The following is a 23,974-nucleotide window of genomic DNA, read 5'->3' on the forward strand; positions in this document are numbered from 1 at the left end:
TGCCAGAATGGGTCGGATCGTCTTGGCCGTCGTCGCGCTGGTGGTGGTGTTCGCACCGCCTGCCGCCGCTGAACCGGCCGCGTTGGATCCGACCGGCAACCGTTCCGGGGGTCCCGTTCCGACGGTCAACGGGGTGCCGTGTGTGGGCGGCAATCTCGGGGTCTGTCTGAGCTTCCGGCAGAACCGGCCACCGTCCGCCAGCCCGGGGGCGCGGTCCAGCGTCGGCCATAGCCCCACCGTGCGTCGTTGACCGGCACTACCATGGCAGCCCGAGATGAACAGTCCTACGACGTCGGTTGAGGCCGACAAGAGCGCGTTCCGGTCGCGGCTGCTCGATGCCATGATTCAGTCGGTCGTCGAGGACGGCTATCAGAACACCACGGTCGCCGATATCGTGCGGCGGGCCAAGACGTCGCGCCGCACGTTCTATGAGCACTTCGCCAGCCGTGAGGAGTGTTTCGTTGCGCTGTTGACGACGGTCAACACCAAGCATGTGCGGGAGATCGCCCGGGTGGTCGATCGTGATGCGCCGTGGCAGGCTCAGGTCCGCCAGGCGGTCGAGGCGTGGATCGGCTCGTATCAGGCCCACCCAGAGTTGATGCTGGCCTGGATTCGCGATCTGCCGACCATGGGGACCGCGGCGCGGACGCTGCAACGGGAGTCGATGGAGAATTTCGTCGCGATGGTGCAGGTGATGACCAGCTCTGAGGCGTTCCGAGCGGCCGGGGTGTCGATCTCTCGGCGCCGCACGATCATGATGATCGGCGGGTTGCGTGAGCTCACCGCGATGACCGTCGAGAGCGGCGGCGAGGTGGGCGAGATCATCGAGGACGCGGTGCAGGCCTGCACCGCGATGTTGACCCCGCTCAGCTGACGGTGACTTCGGCCTGCTGGTGGCGGCGCTGCCGTTCGATGGTGGCGAAGTAGAAGGCGAACGCGAACGCGAAGCTGGTGAACAGGCTCGCGACAAAGAACAGCCAGGGATGGCGGATGCCGCGTCGTAGCCCGTCGATGATCGTAAACAGCGGCAGCAGAATGACATTCGCGATCGTGTAGTCGGCGCTGGCCGAGCCGGCGGCGGGGTTGGTGTAGCCGAGAGCGATGAACTCGGCCCAACTTCCGGGCCCCCAGATCGGGTTGCCGCCGGGTACGGCGTACTGCGCGACGAACCGCATGTTGAAGTACCAGCAGATCGGGATCGATGCGAGGCCGACGACGTAGAAGGCCAGTTCGACGCGGGACAGCGCCGGCCCGGGCGGGCGGGCGAAGATCCCAGGGTTGAGCCGGATGACGAGCGCGACGACGGCCACGCCCAGAATTGCATGAACGATGAGCGACACCATGGCGTGAGCACACTCGCGATCCGAAGTTTTGTCAATATTGACATTTCGAGTCGTCCGGGTACGGCTCGGCGATACGGTAATTTCACTGCCATGGCCAGGCCCGCGCAGACCGCGCGCAGTGAGCGCACGCGCGAGGCGCTGCGGCAGGCCGCGTTGGTGCGATTTCTCGCCCAAGGGGTCGAAGACACCTCGGCCGAACAGATCGCCGCGGACGCCGGGGTCTCCCTGCGCACGTTCTACCGGCATTTCACGTCCAAACACGACCTGCTGTTCGCGGACTACGATGCCGGTCTGCACTGGTTTCGCGCTGCGCTGGCCGAACGCCCCGCGTCGGAATCGGTCCTCGATTCCGTGCAGTCGGCCATCCTGGCGTTCCCCTACGACGTCGATGCGGTGACGAAAATCGCCAGCATGCGCGCAGTGGAACTCGACCCCGACCGGATCGTGCGCCACATTCGCCAGGTCGAATCGGACTTCGCCGACGCGGTCGCCGAACTGCTCGTTGCCCGTCGGGGCCAGGTCCCGCAGGGCGATGACCGGCTGCGGATCGTGGTGACGGCCCGATGCGTTGCGGCCTCGGTGTTCGGCGCCATGGAGTTGTGGATGGTGGGCAACGAGGCGGGGGAGCGATCGCTGCCCGAACTGGCGCGGATGTGCCGGACCGCGCTGGAAGCGTTGCGCTCCGGGCTGGATTGAGTCAGAGCTCGGTGCCGGTTCGTCCGATGTTTTGTCATTATTGACAAAACATCCGGATCGGTGCCAGCCTCAAGCGATGGCGGACTACGACGCGATCGTGATCGGCGCCGGGCACAACGGGTTGGCCGCGGCAGCTCTGTTGGCGCGGGCCGGAATGCGCACCCTGTGTCTGGAGGCCAAGCGGTATGCCGGCGGGATGGCCTCGACCGTGGAGCTTTTCGACGGCTACCGCTTCGAGATCGCCGGGTCGCTGCAGTTCCCGACCTCGGCCGTGGTCAGCGCCGAGTTGGGGCTGGACGCCTTGCCGACCGTGGACCTGGAGGTCATGTCGGTGTCACTGCGTGGAATCGGTGACCCGCCGGTGGTCTACTACGCCGACCCGATGAAGATGCTGGGTCACCTCGGTGAGGTTCACGGCGCCGACGCGGTGGCCGGCATGGCGGGCCTGATGGGCTGGAGCCTGGCACCCACCCGGGCGCTGGGCCGGTTCGACGCGGGTCGCCCGCCTCGCACGCTCGATGAGATGTACGCCTGCGCGGCAACAGAATCCGAGCGGGCAGCCATCGATGACCTGCTGTTCGGGTCGGTCAGCGACGTCCTGGACCGTTACCTGCCGGACAAGGACAAGCACGGGGCGCTACGCGGCATGCTGGCATTTCTCGCGGTCAACACCACCTATCGCGGGCCGGAGACGCCGGGCAGCGCGGCCGCGCTGGCCTACGGCCTGGCGGTGCCTGACGAGAACGCCGTGCTGATGAAGAAGCTGGCCGGCGGAATCGGTGCTCTGACCGAACATCTGCACGCCCTGCTGATCGCCGCCGGGGGTGAGCTGCGGTTGCGCAGCAGCGTCGACCGGATATCGGTCGACGACGGGCGGATCACCGGCGTGCGACTGGCCGACGGTACGACGGTCACCGCGCCCGTCGTGGTGTCCGCGATCGCCCCGGACACCACGGTGACCCAGCTGATCGACCCCGAGACGCTGCCGGCCGAGGTGCGCGAGCGGTTCACCCGGATCGACCATCGTGGCAGCTATCTGCAGATGCATTTCGCCCTCGACGGAGCCCCCACCTTCGACGCTCCGTACGAGATGCTCAACGACCCTGAAATGCAGGCTGCCATCGGCCTTTTCAGCACCCCGGAGGAACTGCAGCAGCAGTGGCAGGACGCCCGTCGCGGGATCGTGCCCGTCGATCCTGCCATCGCCTTCCAGATCCCGTCGGCCCACGATCCGACGCTGGCCCCGGCGGGCAAGCATGCCGCCTCGGCGTTCGCGCTGTGGTTCCCGGTCGAGGAGTCGGCATCCGGTTACGGCGAACTCAAGGATGAGATGGGGCGGCGGGTCATCGAGAAGATCACCCGGCTGGCACCGGATTTCGAGCGGCGGATCATTCGGCACACCACGTTCACACCTCGCCACATGGGCACCATGTTCGGCGCGCCGGGTGGCGACTACTGCCACGGCCTGATCCATCCGGAGCAGATGGGACCCAATCGCCCCGGGCCCAAAGGGTATGTCGGTCAGCCGATTCCGATCGATGGTCTGTATCTGGCCAGCGCCGGGTGCCACGGCGGCCCTGGCATCACCTTCATCCCCGGTTACAACGCGGCCATGGCGGTGCTGGCCGGCTAGCGATTGCGCAGCTGTTCGGCCCAGTCCTTGGGTACCCGACCCTTGGGGCCCGGCACCGGCTGGTCCGTCGGATGATGCTGCGGCTGCGCGAGCTCGGGCCCGTCGTAGTACTGGTTGGTCTCGAAGTTCCAGAACCAGTCCTCGCCCGGCTCGAACGAGCGGATGATGGGGTGCCCGCTTTCACGCCAGTGCGCCGAGGCATGACGGGCCAGCGAATCATCGCAGCACCCGATATGGCCGCACGCCGCGCAGCGTCGCAGATGGACCCACCAGCCTCCATCGGCCGTGCACTCCGCACATCCGGGTCCGCTGGGGCGAGCGGTCGGATCGACCGGATTAGTCATATCGTTGAGCGTAGCCCCGGGTAATCTCGCCGCATGGCAACCAGCGATTCCCGTGAAGTAGTGATCGAGGCGACGCCCCAGGAGATCCTCGACGTCGTTGCCGATGTCGAGGCGACGCCGAGCTGGTCGCCGCAATACCAGCGTGCCGAGATCCTCGAGTCCTACGACGACGGTCGGCCCAAGCAGGTGAAGATGACGGTCAAGGCCGCCGGGCTGACCGACGAGCAGGTCATCGAATACACCTGGAGCGAGAACAAAGTCAGCTGGACGCTGGTGCGCGCAGGCCAGCTCAAGGCCCAGGACGCCAGCTACACCCTGACTCCCGATGGTGACAAGACCAAGGTGCGGTTCGACATCTCCATCGACCTGTCGGTGCCGCTGCCGGGCTTCATCCTCAAGCGGACCATGAAGGGCGGCGTGGAGACCGCCACCGAGGGCCTGCGCAAACAGGTGCTCAAGGTCAAGAAGGGCTAGCAGGCCTAACTCGAGTTGGCGTCCGAGGCGGACTGCGCCAATTCGGTCAACAGTGGCGGGATGTCCATCCGGCCCAGCATCACCTCGAGAAACACCATCCGGTCCGGGGTGGCCGCCGCGGCGGTCAACGCATCGTCGAGTTCGCCGTAGGTGCTGACCCGGAAGGTGAGCGCATCGGGGACGCCGAGCGCGGCGGGCAGCTCCGTCCAGCGCCAACCGGTGATGTCGTTGTATTCGGCTGTGACACCGTGGATTGCGCGTTCCACGGTGTAGCCGTCGTTGTTGACCACCACGACGACCGGGGTCAGGCCCTCACGGCCGAAGGCGCCCAACTCCTGGATGGTCAGCTGGGCGGCGCCGTCACCGATGAGCAGCACGGTGCGGCGGTCCCGGTCGGCCACCCCGGCCCCGAGCGCGGCGGGCAGGGTGTAGCCGATCGAGCCCCACAGTGGTTGGCCGATGAACGTCACACCCGACGCCAACCGGTGTCCGGCCATGCCGTAGAACGAGGTGCCCTGATCGGCGAGCACCACATTGCCGGGCGTGAGAGCCTCAGAAAGGCGGTCCCACAAGGCTTCCTGTGTCAACGCGGCATCGCGCCCGGGTGGGTCGGTGTGTGTTCGGACGGGGAGCGGGGGCAGCGCGGGTGAGGTGATGCCGCGCTCGGTGAGGATCGCCGTGACAGCCTCGAGCGCGGCCGACATGTCGAGCGGGGCGTAGACCTGCCCGGCCACCACGCTCTGGTTGGCGCCGATGTCGATGGTGCGGGCCGGGTCGATGCGTTGGCTGAAGAAGCCGCTGACCATGTCGGTGAACAACACGCCCGCGGTCACCAGCACCGGAGCGTCTTCGATCGCCTCGCGCACCGAATCTTCGCTGGCCGCACCGGCATAGATGCCGAGATAATTGGGTGAGCTCTCGTCGACCAGACTCTTGCCCCACATCAGGGTGGCGTGACCGACCGTATCGGCCGACAGCAGCGCGCTGAGTTCGTCGACGCAGTCCAGGCGGTGCACCAGGAAATCGGCGAGCACGGTCAGCGGATGATCGCCGATCAACTCCGCGGCCGTGGCGGTGAACATCGACAGGGCCCGCGGACTGGTGCCGCCGGTGTAGCGGGGCAACGGTGCGACGGGAGGTTCGGTGGGGAACCGGGCCACATCCGTCGCGATCAACAGGTAGCCGGGCCGCTTCTGCTCGCGTACCTCCGATAGCACCCGGTCGATCTCGCGCGTCGCGGTCGCCGGTACCAGATTGGCCTGGGCGCAGGTGATCTCGCGACTGATCCGTAGGAAGTGATCGAAGTCCCCGTCGCCCAGGGTGTGGTGCACGATCCGACGCGCCGCCTGGGAATCCTTGGACGGCGCACCGACGATGTGCACCACCGGCACATGTTCGGCATAACTGCCCGCGATCGCATTCGCCGCCGACAGCTCACCGACCCCGAATGTGGTGACCAGCGCGGCCATGCCGCGCAGCCTGCCGTAGCCGTCGGCGGCATAGCCGGCGTTGAGCTCGTTGGCGCCACCCACCCAGCGGAGCGTCGGGTGGGCGAGGATGTGGTCGAGGAACTCCAGCTGGTAATCGCCGGGAACGCCGAAAACCTCGGTCACACCGAGTTCGGCGAGCCGGTCGAGCAGGTAGTCGCCGACGGTGTAGCCGTTTTCGCTCATGCCTTAGTGTGCCTCGCATGACCAACACGGGACCGCTCGCCGGAGTGCGAGTTATCGAACTCGGGGGCATCGGCCCCGGGCCGCACGCCGCGATGATGCTCGCCGACCTGGGTGCCGACGTGGTGCGGGTGCGCCGTCCCGGTGGCCTGACCATGCCTGCCGAGAACGTCGACCTGATGCACCGCGGCAAGCGCATCGTGGACCTTGACGTCAAGGCCGAGCCCGGCAAGCTGTTGGATCTGGTCGCCAAAGCCGATGTGCTGCTGGACTGTTTCCGTCCGGGCACCTGTGAACGTCTCGGCATCGGTCCGGCCGAGTGCGAGGCCGTCAATCCGCGGCTGATCTTCGCCCGGATCACCGGCTGGGGTCAGGACGGGCCGCTGGCCACCACGGCGGGCCACGACATCAACTACCTGTCGCAGACCGGTGCGCTGAGCGCGATCGGCTACCGCGACCGCCCGCCGGTGGCCCCGCTCAACCTGGTCGCCGATTTCGGTGGCGGCTCGATGCTGGTGCTGATCGGCATGGTCACCGCGCTGTATGAGCGGGAGAAGTCCGGCAAAGGGCAGGTCATCGACGCCGCGATGGTCGATGGCGTCAGCATGCTGGCGCAGATGATGTGGACCATGCGGGCCACCGGCTCGCTGCGCGACGAACGCGAGTCGTTCCTGCTCGACGGCGGCGCCCCGTACTACCGCACCTACGAGACGTCCGATGGTGGCTACATGGCCGTCGGTTCGATCGAGCCGCAGTTCTTCGCTCAGCTGGTGGCCGGTCTCGGTCTGGACTCCGCCGAGATCCCCGGACAGTTCGAACTGGCCCGGTACGACGAGATGCGGGCCATCTTCACCGAGCGGTTCGCCACCAAGACCCGCGACGAGTGGACCAAGATCTTCGCCGGTACCGATGCGTGCGTGACACCCGTGCTCACCTGGGGTGAGGCTGCCGAGGGCGAGCATCTGCAGGCGCGGTCGACACTGGTCACCGTGGACGGTGTCGCCCAGGCGGCCCCCGCCCCGCGGTTCTCCCGGACCCCTCCCGCAACGCCCGGCCGTCCGCCGCAGTCGAGCACCGACATCGCCGACATCGGCTGGACCTGACCGACACCTGAGGTCTTTGTGCCCTGGCGATCGGGCTCAGAAGCAGCCACGATGAGGGTGTGACTTCCTCGGACGCACCAGTAGTAGTCGGAATCAACGGCAGCGACGGCGCACTCGACGCGGCCCGCTGGGCCGGCGCCGTCGCCGCCCGGTTCGGCGCGCCGCTGCGCATCGTGCACGCCCTACCGTCCATCGGCCGCAATCTGACCCAGACCGCGGCCGCCCTGACCGCGGCGATGATGTCGTATCAGCGCGACATGGCCGACGCGTTCCTCAAGGCTGCGGACGAGGCCGTACGCGCCGATCACCCCGACCTGTCGGTGTCGACGGTCTCGTTCAACGAACCCGCCGATCAGGTACTGATCGAGGCCAGCCGGGAGGCACGCCTGGTGGTCCTCGGCGGTAAGACGGTGACCCCAGCGGCAGCCCTGTTGATCGGGTCGACGGCGCTGTCCGTGGCGACCCGGGCCGCATGTCCGGTGGTCGCCTTCCGCGGCGACCGGGTCGCCCCGGGGGACGGCCCGGTCGTCGTCGGGGTCGACGACAGTCCCGCGGCCCAGGCTGCACTGGAAACAGCGTTCGAGTTCGCGGAGCGGTTCGGACTGCCGCTCACGGCCGTGCGGTCGTTGTCGCTGACCGCTCCGGCCGAGACCGGTGTCACCATCCCACTGCTGATCGACTGGGATGGCGTGGAGTCCGCCGAACTGGCGGCCCTGACCGAGACCGTCGACGCCCACGACAAACGCCACCCCGCCGTCACCGCCAAGTGCTTCATCGAGCCGGACTCACCCGGCAAGGCACTGCTGAAGCATGTCGACGATTCCGGGCTCGTGGTGGTCGGGTCACGTGGCCGCAACGCGCTGGCCGGTGTGCTGCTGGGCTCGACGAGCCTGAACCTGCTGCACCACAGCCCGGTACCAGTGATGATCTGTCGGGCACAAGGAGATTCGCATGAGTGAGCACGAGCGGTACGGCATCGTCGTCGGGGTTGACGGGTCGCCGGCATCGGACCACGCAGTGGCCTGGGCTGCCCAGGATGCGGCGTTGCGGGGAGTAGAGCTCACGCTCGTGCACGCACTGCCGGGTGCCATGTCGCCGATCTGGTTGGATGTGGCTCTGCCCCAGGACTATTGGGACTACCAGGATCAGTTGGGGCAAGAGGTCCTCGATGGTGCCCAACGGATCGCCGTGGAGGCTGCGGGGGCGCATCCGCTTCGCGTCGTCACCAAAGCTGTTCCGGGGCATGCGGTTGCGACACTGATCGAATACTCGCGGCGGGCCGATCTGGTGGTCGTGGGTTCTCGTGGCCTGAGTAAATGGGGACGCCGGTTGCTCGGATCGGTGAGCTCGAGTCTGGCGCTCCATGCCCACGGTCCGATGGCGGTGATCCCCCACAGCGAACGCCCGCCGACGGCGCCCGTGGTGGTCGGGGTCGACGGGTCACCCGCATCGGAGCTCGCTACCGAGATCGCCTTCGACGAGGCGTCGCGCCGCGGTGTGGAGCTCGTGGTTCTGCACACCTGGACCGACCTGAACTTCGAGTTTCCCGCCATCAGGTGGGAAGACCTGAGCGCCGAAGCTGAGCGCATCTTGGCGGAGCAGCTGGCCGGCTGGTGCGAGCGGTATCCCGATGTGGCCGTCCGCCGGGTCGTCATGCCTGACGAGCCGGGCCGCCAGCTCTTGGCTCAGGCCGAGACCGCGCAACTCGTGGTGGTCGGTAACCGTGGCCGGGGCGGGTTCGCCGGGATGCTGCTCGGCTCGGTCAGTTCCGCGGTGGTGCATTCATCCACGGCGCCGGTGATCGTTGCGCGGCAAGCCAACTGATTGTCGGCAGTATTCAATGCGGAGAACCGCAGCATTAGGCGGCACACTTCGCTAGATTTGTGGACGTGGCCGTACAGGCATCACGCGAGGCCGTCTTCGATGCCTCGCCGGAGGCGATCATGGAGGTGCTCGCCGATGTCGACGCGCTGCCGTCCTGGTCTGCGCTGCACCGTCGCGTGAAGGTGCTCGACCGCTATCCCGACGGCAGGCCCCACCACGTCAAGGCGACGATGCGGTTGCTGGGCATCACAGACAAAGAGCTGCTTGAGTTTCACTGGGGCGACCACTGGATGGTGTGGGATGCCCAGCCGAACCTGCAACAACGCGGTCAGCACGTCGAATACAACCTGACGCCTGAGGTGGACAGGACGCGGGTGCGGTTCGACGTCATCGTCGACCTCGCGATGCCGATCCCGGAGTTCCTCATCAAGCGCGCACGCACGCTCGTCCTCGATGTCGCCATCGAGCGGTTGCAGCGGCGTGTCATGAATAATTCACGGCGCCGGTAATTTTCGCGCCAGCTGAACTCGGAACTTTCCAGAGTCAGGCGCATCGTGATCACAACGGAATAGCGCCGACCGTCGTGGCGGTTGGTGCCTGGTATGCCGACCGGAGTCGTCCTCACCCTCAACCCGTCCGCCCCCAATGTCGTCGATGCCGCGATCACACAGGCCCGTACCGCGTACGCCGCCGGGGTCCGCCAGATCTGGGTGGCCCAGCAGTTCGACATCGACGCCATCACCCTGGCCGCGTTGATCGGGTCCGCGGTGCCCGGTCTCGGCGTCGGCACCTCGGTGGTGCCGCTCAATCCCCGTCACCCACTGGTGGTGGCGTCAGCCGCGCAGACCGCGCAGGCCGGCACGCACGGGAACTTCACGCTGGGTCTCGGCCTGGGCTCGCATGCGCCCGAGCACCGGGCATTCGGCACGGTGTGGCCGGATCCGGTCGGCCGGTTGCGGGAGCACCTCCAGGTGCTACACGCGATCCTGCACGACGGAGCGGTCGACTTCCACGGCACGGAGTTCACCGCCAGCCCCGAGTGGCCCGTGCATGTGCCCGGTGGTGCCCCGGTCCCGGTGTACGTCGCCGCGATGGGGCCGAAAGCTCTGCGAGTGACCGGTGAGCTGGCTGACGGGACACTGCCGTACCTCGCCGGGCCGCGCACGGTGGGGGACTTCATCGTGCCGACGATCTCGGCCGCTGCTGCCGCGGTCGGCCGTCCGCAACCGCGTGTGGTGGCGATGGTTCCGGTACTGGTCAGCGATGATGCCGACAGTGCCCGCGCTGCCGCTGCGGAACGGCTAGCATTCTATGAGGCCATCCCTTCGTATCAGAAAGTGATTGCCCGAGAACAGGTTTCCAGCGTTTCTGAACTCGCCGCGGTCGGGTCGACCGAACAGGTGCGCGCGCAGTTGCAGCGCTACCTCGACGCCGGGGCCACCGACGTGGCGCTCAGCCCGATCCGGACCGAGCCGGAAGATCTCGCCGCGATCTGGGCGGTGGCTGCCACCCTGCCCTAGTTGGTGGGAATCCGTTCGCGTATGTCGTAGGCGATGGCCACGGCGCGTGCTGGATCTCCGGTGCCACACACATCGACGGCAACGACGATGTTGGACTTGGCAGCCAGGGCTTGGGTGCAGTCCGGGTTCGCGGTCGACGACGCCGAATCAGGCATGGACAGAATGCGTTCCTGTACTCCGAGAGTTCCGAGAGTCCGGGGCTGCGCCTCGCCGTAGCGGTTCAACGCGGCGGTCATGCCTGCGCAAGCGTTCCAGCGGTCCAGGGCGCCGGCCATGAACTCCTCTGCCTGGGCAGGGTTGTCGAACATCATGGCGCGTTCACGTACCCACGGGCCGTCGCCGGTGAAGGCACGTTCGCGCACAATCGGTGTTTTCGCCAGAAAGTCTTCAGGCACACACTCGTCGGGTGTGGCCGTGTTGTCACGGTCGGGCGTGATCGTGTCGGGGCCGGTGACGCTCAGGCGACCCGCGCCCGACAGTGTCTGGGTGGTCTCCGCGCTCAGCAGGATGGGTTCGAGGTCGGAGGGCTGGAAGACCCGCACCACCTCCGGGCACTGCCAGTACGGGTCGACGGTTCCGCCTTTTGCCACCTGTGTGGAGTTCACGACACCCGTGATGCGGTGTGACGCATCGGGTGTCACCGTGATGACGTAGCCATTCTCGCGCGACCACCGGGCGGGCACCAGCACATAACGTCCGCCGTGCGCTTCCAGGACACGCAGGCACTGGTAGCGATAGACCGGGGCCGCGGGCGGGCCCTCCGCGGGCAGAGTCGATTTCTTGACGAGCGAGCCCGGAATGCCCAGTACCTCGGTGGTGTCCAGCTGCACTGCGGTGTATTCACCGTCGGCGGCCCACAGCACGCCTGCGGCGAAGGCTCCGTCGCGCTTGCCCTGATCGGATGCGTAGATCTTCGTGACCCAGAACAGGGCCGCGACCGTGGTGATCACTGCGAGCACGAGCATCGTCCGCTCGGCGATCTTCGGCAGCCGCCCCAGGCTGCCGACGCCGCCGGTGAGGGCCAGCACCGAATAACCGGCGACGAGCAGCGCGATGCCCGCCACGATCAGTCCCGCCATATAGATCGGGGGAGCGCCTTTGATGACCCAGTTGATCATGCTGTACTCCGACGTCAGCCAGACGACGGCAACGATCAACCCCGCCGCACCTGCGGCCGCTGACAGCCATGCGATGGTGCGGAGTAACGGAATTCGACGTTCTGAAGCTGCCCAACGCCGAACACCCACGGTCAGAGCCACCAGCACGGCCATCACGACGAGCACGCGAAAGGCGGCGAAGAAGAACACCCTGATGGTGGTGACGGCGTAGTCGGCCGACGTGTATCCCAGGGTCGACGGGTCGACGCCGAAGTAGTGCAGTCGGTCGTGGATGAACAGCAGACCGTAGAAGTAGCACAGCCCGGTGATCAGCGATGTCGGTGCCACGATCAGGGCGGCCAGGCTCAGCCACCGTTCGGCGGACTGGGTGAGCGACCTTGTCTCGTCGCTCACGATGGCGGTGTCGCCGGCGATGTGGTGGTGGTGATGGTCGTCGTCGGAAGCGTCGTGGTGGTCGTGGTGGTGGGGGCAAGCGTCGTGGTCGTTGGCGGGGTCGTCGTCGGGTGCGTGAACCCCACGCCCGAGGTCGTCGTCGGGTCCGAGTACGCGGTCGTCGTTGTCGTGATGGTCGTCGTAGGCAGCGGGACCGTCCCGGTCGTCGGGGTGTGCGTCGTCGTCGGGTCTGTGTGGTCCTGTTGTCCGCCACAGGCCACCGCCAGCACTGCCGATAACCCAAGCGCCGCGATCCCCATCGCGCGCCCCACCGTCGATCCGACGTTCATCAGGCCTCCCACCAGTGTCTTTACGATGGTGGCAAATTTGGGAACGTTGCGCGCGAGTATCGGACTACTCGATTCGCGGACGTCCCCGTTGAAGATGGGCGTACCACTCGATCGTCCACGGCGTGCCGGAATGGCGCAGCAAAGTGTCGCGATCTGCGGTCGATTCTTTACAGGATGACAACCGGCCGCCTTCGGGCGGGCTGGCAGCATGGCAGGCCACACGCCACTTCGTCCAAAGGGGTGAACGCCTTGTCCCGCACGCTGTTCGACAGGCAGCCGCCGCTGGAATTCGTTGCGCGACAGGCGATCCGAGATACCCCTGTCGGCCGTCCGGCGATGCCGTTCTACCGCTCACCCCGCAACCTGCCGCCACCCGCATTCGATGAGTGGAGCTGGCAGTTGCACGGCCTCTGCCGGGACCATCCGGCGGAGGTGTTCTTCCCGGAGGAGCTTCGGGGACGTCCGCTGCGCAGGCGCGAGGACGCGGCCAAAGCGATCTGCCGGGCCTGTCCGGTGCTGGACCGGTGTCGCTCGCATGCCCTCTCCGCTCCAGAGCCGTACGGCATCTGGGGAGCGATGACAGCCCGGGAGCGCGCCATCAAGCTGAGCGACGAACGCTAGACCCGCAACGCCTCGAGTCGGCGGATCGCCTCTTCCATGGTCTCGTCGCGCTTGCAGAAAGCAAAGCGCACCAAGTGATTCCACAGATCGGCGTGCGGAGCCTCGGCGTCGCAGAAGGCTGACATCGGGATGGCTGCCACCCCGGTCTTGTGCGGCAGTTCGGCGCAGAACTGCGCGCTGTCCGCATAGCCCAGTGGCCGTGGGTCCGCGCACAGGAAGTAGGTGCCGTGACTGTCGTGCACCTCGAACCCGATGTCGGCCAGTGCGTTGCCCAGTCGATCCCGCTTGGCCTGGAACGACTCCCGCAGGCCGGCCACCCACGCGTCCTCGTGATTGAGCGCGTGGGCCACCGCGGGCTGGAACGGCCCGCCGCCCACATAGCTCAGGTACTGCTTGGCGGCACGCACCCCGGCGATCAACTCGGCCGGCCCGCAGGCCCAGCCGATCTTCCAGCCGGTCACGTTGAACATCTTGGCCGCGCTGGAAATGGTCACGGTGCGCGCGGCCATACCGGGATAGGCGGCCAGGGGAAGGTGCGCGACGCCGAACACCAACTGCTCGTAGACCTCGTCGGTGATCACCAGCAGGTCGTGTTCGATGGCCAGCGCAGCGATGGCGCGCAGCTCGGCGTCGGAGGCCACAGCACCGGTCGGATTGTGCGGCGAGTTGAGGATCAGCGCCCGGGTCTTGGGCGTGATGGCGCGGCGCAGGCCCTCGGTGTCGATCGCGAACCCGGCACCATCGGCCGTCAGCGGCACGGCCTTCCGTACACATCCGGCCATGGCGATCACGGGGGAGTAGGAGTCGTAGAACGGCTCGATCACCAACACTTCGGAGCCCGGTTCGACCAGGCCGAGGACGGATGCGGCGATGGCCTCGGTGGCGCCGACGGTCACCAGTACCTCGGTGTCGGGGTCGTAGTCGATTCCGTAGTGCCGTTTGCGCTGAGCAGCGATGGCCTCGCGCAACTCGGGGATGCCGAGGCCGGGTGGGTACTGGTTGTGGCCTTCCGCGATGGCGTTCTGCGCCACTTTGAGCATCTCGGCCGGGCCGTCCTCGTCCGGGAAACCCTGGCCCAGATTGACCGCGCCCAGTCGGCCGGCCAGTGCAGACATCTCCGCGAAGATGGTGACGGCGAAGGGCTGCAGCCGTGTGACAGTCATGTTGCATGAGGCTAATGCGGGAATGATTGCCGCGCCCACGGCGCTTTAGACCGGCGTGAGCTACAAACTGAACGCCGACGCCGCACTGCTTCAGCCGATCCAGGTCGGCGACACCGTCGCCACCAACCGTCTGTTCATGGCACCGCTGACGCGTTCGCGCGCCGATGCCGACGGCACCCCGTCGCCGCTGGCCGCGCAGTACTACACGCAGCGTGCCGGAGCAGGCGTGATCATCAGCGAGGCCACCGCCGTCGCCGAGACCGCCAACGGCGCCTACATGAACACCCCGGGCATCTACACCGACCGCCACCAGCACGGCTGGGCCGAGATCGCCGATTCGGTGCACGCCGCCGGCGGCAAGATGTTCGTCCAGTTGTGGCACGTCGGCCGGATGGCTCACCCCGACATCAGCGGGTTCGAACCCGTCGCGCCCTCGGCGATCGCCGCCGACATGGTCACCCACACCCCCACCGGCAAGAAGCCGCTACAGACCCCGCGCGCCCTCGAAACCGCTGAGATCCCCGCGATCGTCGAGCAGTTCCGGGCCGCCGCACGCCGGGCGATCGACGCCGGCATGGACGGTGTGGAGATCCACGGCGCCAACGGCTATCTGCTGCACGAGTTCGCCTCCGATGTGGTCAACCAGCGCACCGATGCCTATGGCGGTTCCCCCGAGAACCGGGCCCGGCTGACCGCCGAGGTGGTCGAGGCCGTCGTCGACGAGATCGGCGCGGGCCGGGTCGGGCTGCGGATCTCGCCCGGGAACACCGCCGGCGATATGTGGGAAAACGACCCCGTCAGCACCTACGAGGCACTGCTGGAGCGGATCGCACCGCTGGGCTTGGCCTACCTGCACGTGCTCATCGATCCGGGCACCCGCACCTTCGGCGCCATCCGAGCCCTGTGGTCCGGGACATTCGTCCTCAATACCGGCCGTGCCACCGGCACGGACTTCGCTGCGCTGGAGGGCTATGCGGAGTGGGGCGCGATCAGCGCGGCCGCGGTGGGTCGGGCATTCCTCGCCAACCCGGACCTGATCGACCGGCTGATCCTCGGCGCCGAGCTCAACGAACCCGACGTGTCGACCTTCTACGCCCCCGGTCCGATCGGTTACACCGACTACCCGTCGCTGATGGCGATCGAGGAGCCCCGCTCCGCCTGAGGTGTGCGCTTTGAGCTGTGCGTCTTGAGGTGTGCGTCCTGAGGTGTGCGTCGTTTTCTACGTCTGGGTCGCTGCGTCGCGTGGTGTGCAGCCCTGGTGTCGAAAACGGCGCGGGGAGGCGCGGGGTGCGGCCTCGGTGTGGCGGCGCTTCACGCCCGTTTTCTACGTCAGGGTCGTTGCGCCGCGTAGTGCACAGCCCTCAGGTCGAAAACCGCGTCGAGGCCGCTCGTCTGATCGAGATCGAGGAGCCGCGCTCCGCCTGAGGTGTGCGTCGTTTTCTACGTCAGGGTCGTTGCGGCGCGGGATGCACAGCCCTGGTGTGGAAATCCGCGACGAGTCCGCGACGAGACCGCGACGAGTCCGCGAGGAGTCCGCTACGAGTCGGGTCGACGACCGGTTCAAGGAGATGCTGAGCACAGGCCCAACCAACGGGTTGGGCGAGGCTGCTACGCTGCCGTCCAGAGGACTGCACCCGTAATGGGGCGGTTCCACAACCCAACCTGAACCTGGACGCCGATACGGCAGGGGAGCAGACATGTCCGAAGAAGCCTTCATCTACGAGGCGATCCGCACGCCCCGTGGCAAGCAGCGCGGCGGCGCACTCAACGAGATCAAGCCGGTCAACCTGGTTGTCGGTCTGATCCAGGAGATCCGCGCGCGGTACCCCGACCTGGACGAGACGCTGATCAGCGACGTCATCCTGGGCGTTGTGTCCCCGGTCGGCGATCAGGGTGGCGACATCGCCCGCACCGCCGGTCTGGTGGCCAAGCTGCCCGAGACCACCGGTGGTTTCCAGCTCAACCGCTTCTGCGCGTCGGGCCTTGAGGCCGTCAACCTGGCCGCCCAGAAGGTCCGTTCCGGGTGGGACGACCTGGTGCTGGCCGGTGGTGTCGAGTCGATGAGCCGCGTGCCGATGGGCTCCGACGGCGGCGCCTGGGCGTCTGACCCGGAGACCAACTACCGCATCGGCTTCGTCCCGCAGGGAATCGGTGCCGACCTGATCGCCACCATCGAGGGCTTCTCCCGCGAGGATGTCGACGCTTACGCAGCCCGCTCGCAGGAGCGCGCCGCGGCGGCGTGGTCCGGCGGCTACTTCGCCAAGTCGGTCGTCCCGGTCAAGGACCAGAACGGCCTCGTCGTCCTCGACAACGACGAGCACATGCGTCCCGGTTCGACCGTGGAGAGCCTGGGCAAGCTGAAGACCGCGTTCGACGGCATCGGCGCGATGGGCGGCTTCGACGACGTGGCGCTGCAGAAGTACCACTACGTCGAGAAGATCAACCACGTGCACACCGGCGGCAACAGCTCGGGCATCGTGGACGGTGCGGGCCTGCTGCTCATCGGTAGCGAGAAGGCCGGCCAGAGCCAGGGCCTGACCCCGCGGGCACGCATCGTGGCCACCGCCACCAGCGGCGCCGACCCGGTCATCATGCTCACCGGCCCCACCCCGGCCACCAAGAAGGTGCTGGACCGCGCCGGCCTGACCGTCGATGACATCGATCTGTTCGAGCTCAACGAGGCCTTCGCCTCCGTGGTGCTGAAGTTCCAGAAGGACCTCAACATCCCCGACGAGAAGCTCAACGTCAACGGTGGCGCCATCGCGATGGGCCACCCGCTGGGCGCCACCGGCGCCATGATCACCGGAACCATGGTCGACGAGCTCGAGCGTCGTGGCGCTCGGCGTGCCCTGATCACGCTGTGTATCGGCGGCGGCATGGGCGTGGCCACCATCATCGAGCGCGTCTGAGAGGGCTGAACAACAATGGCTGAGAACACCATTCAGTGGGACAAGGATGCCGACGGCATCGTCACCCTGACGTTGGACGACCCGACCGGTTCGGCCAACGTGATGAACGAGCACTACAAGGAATCCATGCACAATGCTGTGGAAAAGCTTGTAGCTGAGCAGGATTCGATCACCGGTGTGGTCATCACCAGCGCGAAGAAGACCTTCTTCGCCGGTGGCGACCTCAAGGGCATGATGAACATCGGCCCGGACGACGCCGCCGAGGCGTTCGAGATGGTCGAGACCATCAAGGCCGACCTGCGCAAGCTGGAGACCCTGCCGAAGCCCGTCGTGGCCGCCATCAACGGCGCCGCGCTCGGCGGTGGCCTGGAGATCGCGCTGGCCACCAACCACCGCATCGCCGCGGACGTCAAGGGCAGCCAGATCGGCCTGCCCGAGGTCACGCTGGGCCTGCTGCCCGGCGGTGGCGGCGTCGCCCGCACCGTGCGCATGTTCGGCATCCAGAAGGCCTTCATGGAGGTCCTGAGCCAGGGCACCCGCTTCAGCCCGTCGAAGGCCAAGGACACCGGCCTGGTCGACGAGTTGGTCGGCAGTGTCGAGGAGCTGGTTCCCGCCGCCAAGGCGTGGATCAAGGCCAACCCCGAGGCCCACACCCAGCCGTGGGACGTCAAGGGCTACAAGATGCCCGGTGGCACCCCGTCGAGCCCGGGCCTGGCCGGCATCCTGCCGTCCTTCCCGGCACTGCTGAAGAAGCAGCTCAAGGGTGCCCCGATGCCCGCGCCGCGGGCCATCCTGGACGCCGCTGTCGAGGGTGCGCAGGTCGACTTCGACACCGCGAGCCGCATCGAGAGCCGCTACTTCGTCTCCCTGGTCACCGGCCAGACCGCCAAGAACATGATTCAGGCGTTCTTCCTGGACCTGCAGGCCATCAACGGCGGCGCATCGCGTCCCGAGGGCATCGCCAAGCAGGAGATCAAGAAGATCGGTGTGCTGGGCGCGGGCATGATGGGCGCCGGTATCGCCTACGTGTCGGCCAAGGCCGGCTACGACGTCGTCCTCAAGGACGTCACCATCGAGGCCGCCCAGAAGGGCAAGGCGTACTCGGAGGGCATCGAGGCCAAGGCGCTCAAGCGTGGCAAGACCACCGAGGAGAAGTCCGCGGCCCTGCTCGCCAAGATCACCCCCACCGCCGATCCGCAGGATCTCAAGGGCGTCGACTTCGTGATCGAGGCCGTGTTCGAGAACCAGGAACTCAAGCACAAGGTGTTCCAGGAGATCGAGGACATCGTCGAGCCCAACGCGCTGCTCGGCTCGAACACCTCCACGCTGCCGATCACCGGTCTGGCGACCGGCGTGAAGCGCCAGGAGGACTTCATCGGGATCCACTTCTTCTCGCCGGTCGACAAGATGCCGCTGGTGGAGATCATCAAGGGCGAGAAGACCTCTGACGAGGCGCTGGCCCGGGTGTTCGACTACACCCTGGCGATCCGCAAGACCCCGATCGTCGTCAACGACAGCCGCGGCTTCTTCACGAGCCGTGTGATCGGCACCTTCGTCAACGAGGCGCTGGCGATGCTGGGCGAGGGCGTCGAGCCCGCGTCGATCGAGCAGGCGGGTTCGCAGGCCGGTTACCCGGCGGCGCCGCTGCAGCTGAGCGATGAGCTGAACCTGGAGCTCATGCACAAGATCGCTGTTGCCACCAAGGAAGGCATCGAAGCCGCAGGCGGCACCTACGAGAAGCAGATGAACGAGGTCGTCGTCGAGAAGATGATCGAACTCGGTCGCCCGTCGCGCCTGAAGGGCGCGGGCTTCTACGAGTACGTCGACGGCAAGCGCGTCGGCCTGTGGCCGGGGCTGAAGGAGACCTTCAACTCGGGTTCGGTGGAGCTGCCGCTGCAGGACATGATCGACCGCATGCTGTTCGCCGAGGCGCTGGAGACCCAGAAGTGCATCGACGAGGGCGTGCTCACCTCGACCGCTGACGCGAACATCGGCTCGATCATGGGTATCGGCTTCCCGCCGTACACCGGTGGTTCGGCGCAGTTCATCGTCGGCTACCAGGGTGCCGGTGGAGTCGGCAAGGCGGCGTTCGTCGCCCGCGCCAAGGAACTGGCCGCCAAGTACGGTGACCGCTTCCTGCCCCCGGCCTCGCTGGAGAGCTAAGCACCAAACGTCAAGAGCCCCCGACGCAAGTCGGGGGCTTTTGCGTCTGGTCGTCGGCCCACGGTGCGGCAGTATTGAGAAATACCGACGACAAGGGGGCGTAATGGCGGACGCGACGTTGATCCCGCTCGAAGTGCTGCTCGGCAATCCGGAGCGCGCGGGCGCACAGATCTCACCGGACGGAACGCGGCTGTCGTACGTGGCTCCGCTCGACGGCGTGCTCAACGTATTCGTCGGCGTCATCGGGGCGGGTGACGATCGTCCGGTCACGCACGACACCGACCGGGGGATCGCCAACTATGTGTGGGCGCACGACAACCGGCACATTCTCTATGTGCGCGACCGCGACGGCAGTGAGAACTTCCGGCTCTACGACGTCGACGTGGAAACCGGTGTCGAACGTGACCTCACCCCGTTCGACGATGTGCAGTGCCGAATCATCAGACTTCCCAAGAAGTTTCCCAACGATGTGCTGGTCGGGATCAACAAGGACAACCCGCAGCTGCACGACGTCTACCACCTCGACCTGACCACCGGGGAGTTGCGGAAGGTGGTGGAGAACCCCGGTTTCGTGGGCTGGCTGGTCGACGACGAACTGCGGGTCCGCGGCGCGATGCAGCCGACCGCCGAGGGCGGCATGACGATCCTGGTGCGCGACGACGAACACTCTGACTGGCGAACCCTGTTGGACGTTCCGCCAGAGGATGCCGAGACGACGGCCCCACTCGCCTTCAACGGCGACGGCACGGCGATGTACCTGCTGCTGTCGGTCGGCTCGAACACCACCCGACTGGTGACGATGGACATCGCGACCGGGGCCGTCGAGGTGCTCGCCGAGGATCCGGTGTACGACGTCAGCAACGCGGTCTTGCACCCGGACACCCGTGAGGTCCAGGCCGCGACCGTGTACGGCGAACGGTTGGAATACCGCATCTTCGACGAGTCGATTCGCGGCGACATCGAGGCGCTCACGCGGGTGAGCCCGGGCGACCTGTCGATCACCGACCGCAGCCACGACGACGGCACCTGGCTGGTCGCGTTCGACCAGGACGCCGGGCCGGTGAAGTTCTACTCCTGGGACCGGGCTTCGCAGACCCCGACGTTCCTGTTCGACCATCGCCCTGAGCTCAACGACTACCCGCTGGTGCCGATGGAGCCGTTCAGCTTCACCTCCCGCGACGGCCTGACCGTGCACGGCTACCTGTCGTTCCCGCCCGGCGTGGAGCGCTCCGGCTTACCCGCCGTGCTCAGCGTGCACGGAGGGCCGTGGGCCCGTGTCGGCTGGGGCTTCGACCCCGAGGCGCAGTGGCTGGCCAACCGCGGCTATGTCGTCGTGTCGGTCAACTTTCGCGGCTCCGCCGGCTATGGCAAGGAGTTCCTCAACGCGGGCAACCGCGAGTGGGGCGCCAAGATGCACGACGACCTGCTCGACGCCGTCGAGCATCTCGTGGGCAAGGGCTACATCGACGCCGAGCGGGTCGCCATCTACGGCGGCTCTTATGGGGGCTACGCGGCACTGATCGGCGCGACGTTCACGCCGGATGTGTTCGCCTGCGCGGTCTCGATGGTCGGTCCGTCCAACCTGAACACGCTGATCGCGTCGTTCCCGGAGTACTGGAAGCCGATGATCCAGTTGTGGCACAAGCGAGTTGGGGATGACCCCGACTTCTTGTGGTCCCGTTCTCCGCTGTCCAGGGTCGACGCGATCAAGATCCCGATGCTGATCGCGCAAGGCGAGAACGACCCTCGGGTCAAGCGGGCCGAATCCGAGCAGATCGTCGCGGCGATGGCCGAGCACGGCATCGACCACGAATACGTGATGTACGAGAACGAGGGTCACGGCTTCGCCAAGCCCGAGAACCGGCTGGACTTCTACCACCGCGCCGACCGCTTCCTGGCCAAGCATCTGGGTGGCCGCGCGGAGTGAGTCAGCCGGGGTTCGAGTAGACCCGGGTGGGGGCGATCAGCACCGCGGTGCGACGCTCCTCGCGCATGACGCGGTCGTAGGTGTCCCAGTCGTCGTGGGTGCCGCCGGCGGCTTCGAAGATGGCACGCAAGAGCAGCCGCAGCCCCTCGGCGTCGGTGCCGGGATCGGGGTCGTCGGGTCCGATGATCTCGGCGGTGCCCTCGACCGTCACCCACTGCCAGCCGGCCCGGGCGACGACGGTGGTGCGGGGATCGGCGCGCAGGTGCTGCAGCTTGCGCGCTCCGCCGATGGCCACGAGTGCGACGACGGGATCGCCGGTGCTCGGGTGTGCCATCACACCGGCATTCACCACCGAGGACTGGATGCTGCCATCGCGACGCAGCGTGCTCAGCACACACAGCCCGTGGTCACGGGACAACATCTCGGCGAATGCGGAAACCTCGGCCACAATGCCTCCCTTCAGTCCGCCACGTCGAATGCGGCATGGACTTTCGTCGGCTTGACCCGCACCACGAGTTCTCCGGGAACCCCGTTGCGCCGGCCGAATTCCTCGGCGCGCTCGGCGCCCATGTATCGGCCGCCGATGCGGGTGGCGGTGGCGAGCAGCTCGTCGGGATCCTCGCTGACCGCCGCGACACCTTGGACCTGGACGAACGCGAACGGCGGGGTGTCGTCGTGGATACACAGCACCACCCGCGAATCCCGGGCCAGTGCCCGGCCCTTGGCGGTGTCCTTACCGGTGTTGAAGACGAGCGCGCCGTCGTCGACCACGAACCACACGGGTGCCGACAACGGCCGACCGTCTGCTGCCACCCAGCTCAGTACGGCGGTGCGGGTGCCTTCGGACAGAAACGCGATCACTTCCTCGGAAAGTTCGCCCATGCCGCCACGCTACGCCCGCCGGCGCGTTCTGATCAGTGAAGCGCGGCAGGCCAGGTAGGCAACGGCATGGTGTCGTAGAGCCGTACCCCCTTGGTGTTGAGCCGGGCCAGCGACTGCGTCACGCCCAGCGGCAGCAACGAGATCAGCCTGCCTGTGCCCACCAATGCGCGTATGCCCCAATTGCTCATGGGCACCACGGTTTTCGCGTTGACGGCCGCGAGCTTTCGGCTGCCTTCGACCGGTGGGCGCATCGTGCGTTCATACGCGGCGAATGCGGCGGCGTAATCGTCGCCGGCCCGGACCATCTCGGCGGCCAGGACGTAGGCGCCGTACACCGCCAGGCTGGTGCTACCGCCGACCGCCGGGCCGGGGCAGTAGCCCGCATCGCCGACGAGAGTCACCCGGCCCCGGGACCATGTGGCCATCTGCAGCTGCGTGATGGCGTCGAAGTAGAACGTCGGCGTCTGCGGTACCTCGTCGAGCCAGCGGTCGACCTCGGGCGCCGTGTGCGCGAATGCGGTGCATAGTTGCGCCTTTTGACGTTCCACGTCGCGGTAGTCGTAGTCCAGTCGTTGACCCGGGCGGAAGATGAACACCGCGCGGGCATCGTCCAGGTGGTCGGCGGTGTAGATACCTGCCATGTGGCCAGGCTTGAAATAGCCGGTCATCTCACCGTCGCGGGCCAGATCCTTCGGCACGGACACCACCGACAGATAGCCGCCGAGGAATCTCTCGGAAACGTTGTCGCCGAACGTCAGACGACGCACACCGGAGTGCAGTCCGTCGGCTCCCACCACCACGTCGAAGCGCCGGGGTGCGTTGTGCTCGAAAGCAACGTCCCCGTCCGGTGAGATCGAGGTGATGGTGTCGCCGAAGAGGTACTCGACGTCGTCGCGGCCCGCGTTGAAGTAGATCTCGCTGAGGTCATCCCGCATGATCTCGACGTGCCGGTCGGACATGGCGCCGATGATCTTCAGATAGTCCAGATGGGCGGGGCGCGATCTGCCTGGTCGACGGATGATCATCTCGGTGGTGCCGGTGGCGTGCGCCTCGATGTCGGACAGCACGCCCATGCGTTCGGAGATCTCCATGGCAGGCCGGAACAGATCGACGGCGTGGCCACCGGTTTTGCGCAGCGCGGGTGAGCGTTCCACCACGGTGATGTCGAATCCATGCCGCGACAGCCAGTAGGCGAGAACCGGCCCGGCGATGCTGGCGCCGGAGATGAGTACCTTCACGATGCCCCCTTACTTAACGGTCGGTAAGTGTTTCGATGGCCAGCTTACCGATCGTTAAGTAAGTTAGGGTGGCTACGTGGCCAAGCCTGCATTGGATACCCGCCAGCGCATCCAGGACGTGGCGCGCGAACTGTTCGCCGAGAAGGGCGTGGTGCGCACCAGCCTGCAGGACATCGCCGACCGCCTGGGCATCACCAAACCCGCCTTGTATTACCACTTCCGGTCACGCGAAGACCTGGTCCGCAGCATTCTGCAGCCCCTCATCGACGAGGGTGAGGCCTTCATCGCCGAGCAGGAACGCAAACGCGGAGCGGCCCGCGCCACGCCGCGGGAGCTCCTGGAGGGCTACTTCGACTTTCACTACCGGCACCGCGCCGATCTCATCCTGATCGTCTCCGAGCTGACCACATTGGTCGATCTGGGGCTGATCGACCAACTGCTGGCCTGGCGCGCCCGGCTCGGTGTACTGGCGTTCGGGCGGCGCCCCACCCTCGAACAATCCACCCGCGCCGTCATCGCCTTCGGCGGCCTGCAGGACTGCTGCCTGCAGTTCCCCGACGTCCCCGGAGATCAGCTGCGCACCGCCACGGTCGACGGAGCGCTGGCCGCGCTCGGGTTGTGAAA

At 66.9% G+C, this 23,974-nt stretch carries 25 protein-coding genes; 16 read left to right on the forward strand and 9 right to left on the reverse strand.

Going from position 1 to position 23,974, the window contains the following annotated elements; genetic code table 11:
* Positions 1-7: 7 nt before the first annotated feature.
* Positions 8-250: a hypothetical protein gene (locus AC4ELH_RS31765; protein ID WP_064884869.1), complete on the forward strand. Its 243-nt coding sequence runs from the start codon at positions 8-10 to the stop codon at positions 248-250.
* A 24-nt stretch (positions 251-274) separates the two neighbouring features.
* Positions 275-874, forward strand: a complete 600-nt coding sequence (locus AC4ELH_RS31770; protein WP_064884871.1) for a TetR/AcrR family transcriptional regulator — start codon at positions 275-277, stop codon at positions 872-874.
* Here the strand turns inward: AC4ELH_RS31770 and AC4ELH_RS31775 are convergent.
* Entirely contained in the window at positions 867-1,343 is a 477-nt protein-coding gene (locus AC4ELH_RS31775) for a DUF2834 domain-containing protein (RefSeq protein ID WP_064884873.1), read from the reverse strand. The genes AC4ELH_RS31770 and AC4ELH_RS31775 overlap by 8 nt on opposite strands.
* Positions 1,344-1,433: 90 nt before the next feature.
* Here AC4ELH_RS31775 and AC4ELH_RS31780 point away from each other — a divergent pair, with 90 nt between their 5' ends.
* Both AC4ELH_RS31780 and AC4ELH_RS31785 read left to right on the forward strand, forming a co-directional pair.
* Entirely contained in the window at positions 1,434-2,039 is a 606-nt protein-coding gene (locus AC4ELH_RS31780; protein WP_064884875.1) for a TetR/AcrR family transcriptional regulator, read from the forward strand.
* A gap of 76 nt (positions 2,040-2,115) precedes the next feature.
* Complete coding sequence (locus AC4ELH_RS31785) at positions 2,116-3,672, forward strand: phytoene desaturase family protein (RefSeq protein ID WP_498888787.1); 1,557 nt, start codon at positions 2,116-2,118, stop codon at positions 3,670-3,672.
* Here the strand turns inward: AC4ELH_RS31785 and AC4ELH_RS31790 are convergent.
* Complete coding sequence (locus tag AC4ELH_RS31790; protein WP_064884879.1) at positions 3,669-4,016, reverse strand: UBP-type zinc finger domain-containing protein; 348 nt, start codon at positions 4,014-4,016, stop codon at positions 3,669-3,671. The two genes, AC4ELH_RS31785 and AC4ELH_RS31790, sit on opposite strands and share 4 nt — an antisense overlap.
* Before the next feature lie 33 nt (positions 4,017-4,049).
* Between AC4ELH_RS31790 and AC4ELH_RS31795 the strand changes: the two genes are divergently transcribed.
* Positions 4,050-4,490: an SRPBCC family protein gene (locus tag AC4ELH_RS31795; RefSeq protein WP_064884881.1), complete on the forward strand. Its 441-nt coding sequence runs from the start codon at positions 4,050-4,052 to the stop codon at positions 4,488-4,490.
* A gap of 5 nt (positions 4,491-4,495) precedes the next feature.
* On the opposite strand, the gene AC4ELH_RS31800 is transcribed toward AC4ELH_RS31795, so the two are convergent.
* On the reverse strand, positions 4,496-6,163 hold the full coding sequence (locus tag AC4ELH_RS31800) for an alpha-keto acid decarboxylase family protein (protein WP_498888790.1): 1,668 nt from the start codon (positions 6,161-6,163) through the stop codon (positions 4,496-4,498).
* A 17-nt stretch (positions 6,164-6,180) separates the two neighbouring features.
* On the opposite strand from AC4ELH_RS31800, the gene AC4ELH_RS31805 reads away from it, so the two are divergent.
* The 5 genes from AC4ELH_RS31805 to AC4ELH_RS31825 all read left to right on the forward strand — a co-directional run bounded on the left by AC4ELH_RS31805 (position 6,181) and on the right by AC4ELH_RS31825 (position 10,607).
* On the forward strand, positions 6,181-7,263 hold the full coding sequence (locus AC4ELH_RS31805) for a CaiB/BaiF CoA transferase family protein (protein ID WP_498888792.1): 1,083 nt from the start codon (positions 6,181-6,183) through the stop codon (positions 7,261-7,263).
* Positions 7,264-7,322: 59 nt separating this feature from the next.
* Positions 7,323-8,222 (forward strand): universal stress protein, encoded by a 900-nt coding sequence (locus tag AC4ELH_RS31810; RefSeq protein ID WP_064884887.1) that lies wholly within the window; start codon positions 7,323-7,325, stop codon positions 8,220-8,222.
* Complete coding sequence (locus tag AC4ELH_RS31815; protein WP_064884889.1) at positions 8,215-9,087, forward strand: universal stress protein; 873 nt, start codon at positions 8,215-8,217, stop codon at positions 9,085-9,087. Before AC4ELH_RS31810 ends, AC4ELH_RS31815 begins: the two co-directional genes overlap by 8 nt.
* Before the next feature lie 65 nt (positions 9,088-9,152).
* Complete coding sequence (locus AC4ELH_RS31820) at positions 9,153-9,596, forward strand: SRPBCC family protein (protein WP_064884944.1); 444 nt, start codon at positions 9,153-9,155, stop codon at positions 9,594-9,596.
* Positions 9,597-9,689: 93 nt separating this feature from the next.
* Entirely contained in the window at positions 9,690-10,607 is a 918-nt protein-coding gene (locus tag AC4ELH_RS31825) for an LLM class F420-dependent oxidoreductase (protein WP_448448289.1), read from the forward strand.
* Here the strand turns inward: AC4ELH_RS31825 and AC4ELH_RS31830 are convergent.
* Positions 10,604-12,118: a sensor domain-containing protein gene (locus AC4ELH_RS31830; RefSeq protein ID WP_498888795.1), complete on the reverse strand. Its 1,515-nt coding sequence runs from the start codon at positions 12,116-12,118 to the stop codon at positions 10,604-10,606. The two genes, AC4ELH_RS31825 and AC4ELH_RS31830, sit on opposite strands and share 4 nt — an antisense overlap.
* The gene (locus AC4ELH_RS31835) at positions 12,115-12,447 is read right to left on the reverse strand and encodes a hypothetical protein (RefSeq protein ID WP_498888797.1); all 333 of its coding nucleotides are present in this window, start codon (positions 12,445-12,447) and stop codon (positions 12,115-12,117) included. Before AC4ELH_RS31835 ends, AC4ELH_RS31830 begins: the two co-directional genes overlap by 4 nt.
* 174 nt (positions 12,448-12,621) lie before the next feature.
* On the opposite strand from AC4ELH_RS31835, the gene AC4ELH_RS31840 reads away from it, so the two are divergent.
* Entirely contained in the window at positions 12,622-13,068 is a 447-nt protein-coding gene (locus tag AC4ELH_RS31840) for a WhiB family transcriptional regulator (RefSeq protein ID WP_498888799.1), read from the forward strand.
* Here AC4ELH_RS31840 and AC4ELH_RS31845 read toward each other — a convergent pair.
* Positions 13,065-14,231, reverse strand: coding sequence for a pyridoxal phosphate-dependent aminotransferase (locus AC4ELH_RS31845; protein WP_498888801.1), 1,167 nt, complete (start codon positions 14,229-14,231; stop codon positions 13,065-13,067). The genes AC4ELH_RS31840 and AC4ELH_RS31845 overlap by 4 nt on opposite strands.
* Positions 14,232-14,286: 55 nt before the next feature.
* Here AC4ELH_RS31845 and AC4ELH_RS31850 point away from each other — a divergent pair, with 55 nt between their 5' ends.
* The 4 genes from AC4ELH_RS31850 to AC4ELH_RS31865 all read left to right on the forward strand — a co-directional run bounded on the left by AC4ELH_RS31850 (position 14,287) and on the right by AC4ELH_RS31865 (position 21,230).
* On the forward strand, positions 14,287-15,393 hold the full coding sequence (locus tag AC4ELH_RS31850) for an alkene reductase (protein WP_448448294.1): 1,107 nt from the start codon (positions 14,287-14,289) through the stop codon (positions 15,391-15,393).
* Positions 15,394-15,928: 535 nt separating this feature from the next.
* Entirely contained in the window at positions 15,929-17,140 is a 1,212-nt protein-coding gene (locus AC4ELH_RS31855; protein WP_064884899.1) for an acetyl-CoA C-acetyltransferase, read from the forward strand.
* 15 nt (positions 17,141-17,155) lie between these two features.
* A complete protein-coding gene (locus tag AC4ELH_RS31860; protein ID WP_064884901.1) occupies positions 17,156-19,303 on the forward strand; it encodes a 3-hydroxyacyl-CoA dehydrogenase NAD-binding domain-containing protein in 2,148 nt (715 codons plus the stop codon).
* Positions 19,304-19,406: 103 nt separating this feature from the next.
* On the forward strand, positions 19,407-21,230 hold the full coding sequence (locus tag AC4ELH_RS31865; protein WP_064884903.1) for a S9 family peptidase: 1,824 nt from the start codon (positions 19,407-19,409) through the stop codon (positions 21,228-21,230).
* Position 21,231: 1 nt separating this feature from the next.
* Here AC4ELH_RS31865 and AC4ELH_RS31870 read toward each other — a convergent pair whose 3' ends face one another.
* From AC4ELH_RS31870 to AC4ELH_RS31880, 3 genes are read right to left on the reverse strand one after another with little or no spacing between them, the layout of a single operon-like run.
* Positions 21,232-21,678 (reverse strand): TIGR03618 family F420-dependent PPOX class oxidoreductase, encoded by a 447-nt coding sequence (locus AC4ELH_RS31870; protein WP_498888804.1) that lies wholly within the window; start codon positions 21,676-21,678, stop codon positions 21,232-21,234.
* 11 nt (positions 21,679-21,689) lie between these two features.
* The gene (locus AC4ELH_RS31875; RefSeq protein WP_064884905.1) at positions 21,690-22,112 is read right to left on the reverse strand and encodes a PPOX class F420-dependent oxidoreductase; all 423 of its coding nucleotides are present in this window, start codon (positions 22,110-22,112) and stop codon (positions 21,690-21,692) included.
* 32 nt (positions 22,113-22,144) lie between these two features.
* Positions 22,145-23,350, reverse strand: coding sequence for an FAD-dependent monooxygenase (locus tag AC4ELH_RS31880; protein WP_498888806.1), 1,206 nt, complete (start codon positions 23,348-23,350; stop codon positions 22,145-22,147).
* Between the two features lie 76 nt (positions 23,351-23,426).
* Between AC4ELH_RS31880 and AC4ELH_RS31885 the strand changes: the two genes are divergently transcribed.
* Positions 23,427-23,972 carry a TetR/AcrR family transcriptional regulator gene (locus AC4ELH_RS31885; RefSeq protein ID WP_448448298.1) on the forward strand — a complete coding sequence of 182 codons (546 nt, stop codon included), beginning with the start codon at positions 23,427-23,429 and terminating at the stop codon, positions 23,970-23,972.
* Positions 23,973-23,974: the final 2 nt, after the last annotated feature.

Source organism: Mycobacterium shunyiense (genome assembly GCF_058270075.1).

Excerpts from the sequence above, each read along its gene's own strand:
- AC4ELH_RS31825 (WP_448448289.1), top strand. The coding sequence starts at position 9,690 with ATGCCGACCGGAGTCGTCCTCACCCTCAACCCGTCCGCCCCCAATGTC.
- AC4ELH_RS31780 (WP_064884875.1), top strand. The coding sequence starts at position 1,434 with ATGGCCAGGCCCGCGCAGACCGCGCGCAGTGAGCGCACGCGCGAGGCG.
- AC4ELH_RS31775 (WP_064884873.1), bottom strand. The coding sequence starts at position 1,343 with ATGGTGTCGCTCATCGTTCATGCAATTCTGGGCGTGGCCGTCGTCGCG.
- AC4ELH_RS31815 (WP_064884889.1), top strand. The coding sequence starts at position 8,215 with ATGAGTGAGCACGAGCGGTACGGCATCGTCGTCGGGGTTGACGGGTCG.
- AC4ELH_RS31795 (WP_064884881.1), top strand. The coding sequence starts at position 4,050 with ATGGCAACCAGCGATTCCCGTGAAGTAGTGATCGAGGCGACGCCCCAG.
- AC4ELH_RS31860 (WP_064884901.1), top strand. The coding sequence starts at position 17,156 with ATGGCTGAGAACACCATTCAGTGGGACAAGGATGCCGACGGCATCGTC.
- AC4ELH_RS31785 (WP_498888787.1), top strand. The coding sequence starts at position 2,116 with ATGGCGGACTACGACGCGATCGTGATCGGCGCCGGGCACAACGGGTTG.
- AC4ELH_RS31845 (WP_498888801.1), bottom strand. The coding sequence starts at position 14,231 with ATGACTGTCACACGGCTGCAGCCCTTCGCCGTCACCATCTTCGCGGAG.
- AC4ELH_RS31805 (WP_498888792.1), top strand. The coding sequence starts at position 6,181 with ATGACCAACACGGGACCGCTCGCCGGAGTGCGAGTTATCGAACTCGGG.
- AC4ELH_RS31865 (WP_064884903.1), top strand. The coding sequence starts at position 19,407 with ATGGCGGACGCGACGTTGATCCCGCTCGAAGTGCTGCTCGGCAATCCG.
- AC4ELH_RS31875 (WP_064884905.1), bottom strand. The coding sequence starts at position 22,112 with ATGGGCGAACTTTCCGAGGAAGTGATCGCGTTTCTGTCCGAAGGCACC.
- AC4ELH_RS31855 (WP_064884899.1), top strand. The coding sequence starts at position 15,929 with ATGTCCGAAGAAGCCTTCATCTACGAGGCGATCCGCACGCCCCGTGGC.
- AC4ELH_RS31770 (WP_064884871.1), top strand. The coding sequence starts at position 275 with ATGAACAGTCCTACGACGTCGGTTGAGGCCGACAAGAGCGCGTTCCGG.
- AC4ELH_RS31835 (WP_498888797.1), bottom strand. The coding sequence starts at position 12,447 with ATGAACGTCGGATCGACGGTGGGGCGCGCGATGGGGATCGCGGCGCTT.
- AC4ELH_RS31790 (WP_064884879.1), bottom strand. The coding sequence starts at position 4,016 with ATGACTAATCCGGTCGATCCGACCGCTCGCCCCAGCGGACCCGGATGT.
- AC4ELH_RS31840 (WP_498888799.1), top strand. The coding sequence starts at position 12,622 with ATGACAACCGGCCGCCTTCGGGCGGGCTGGCAGCATGGCAGGCCACAC.
- AC4ELH_RS31800 (WP_498888790.1), bottom strand. The coding sequence starts at position 6,163 with ATGAGCGAAAACGGCTACACCGTCGGCGACTACCTGCTCGACCGGCTC.
- AC4ELH_RS31765 (WP_064884869.1), top strand. The coding sequence starts at position 8 with ATGGGTCGGATCGTCTTGGCCGTCGTCGCGCTGGTGGTGGTGTTCGCA.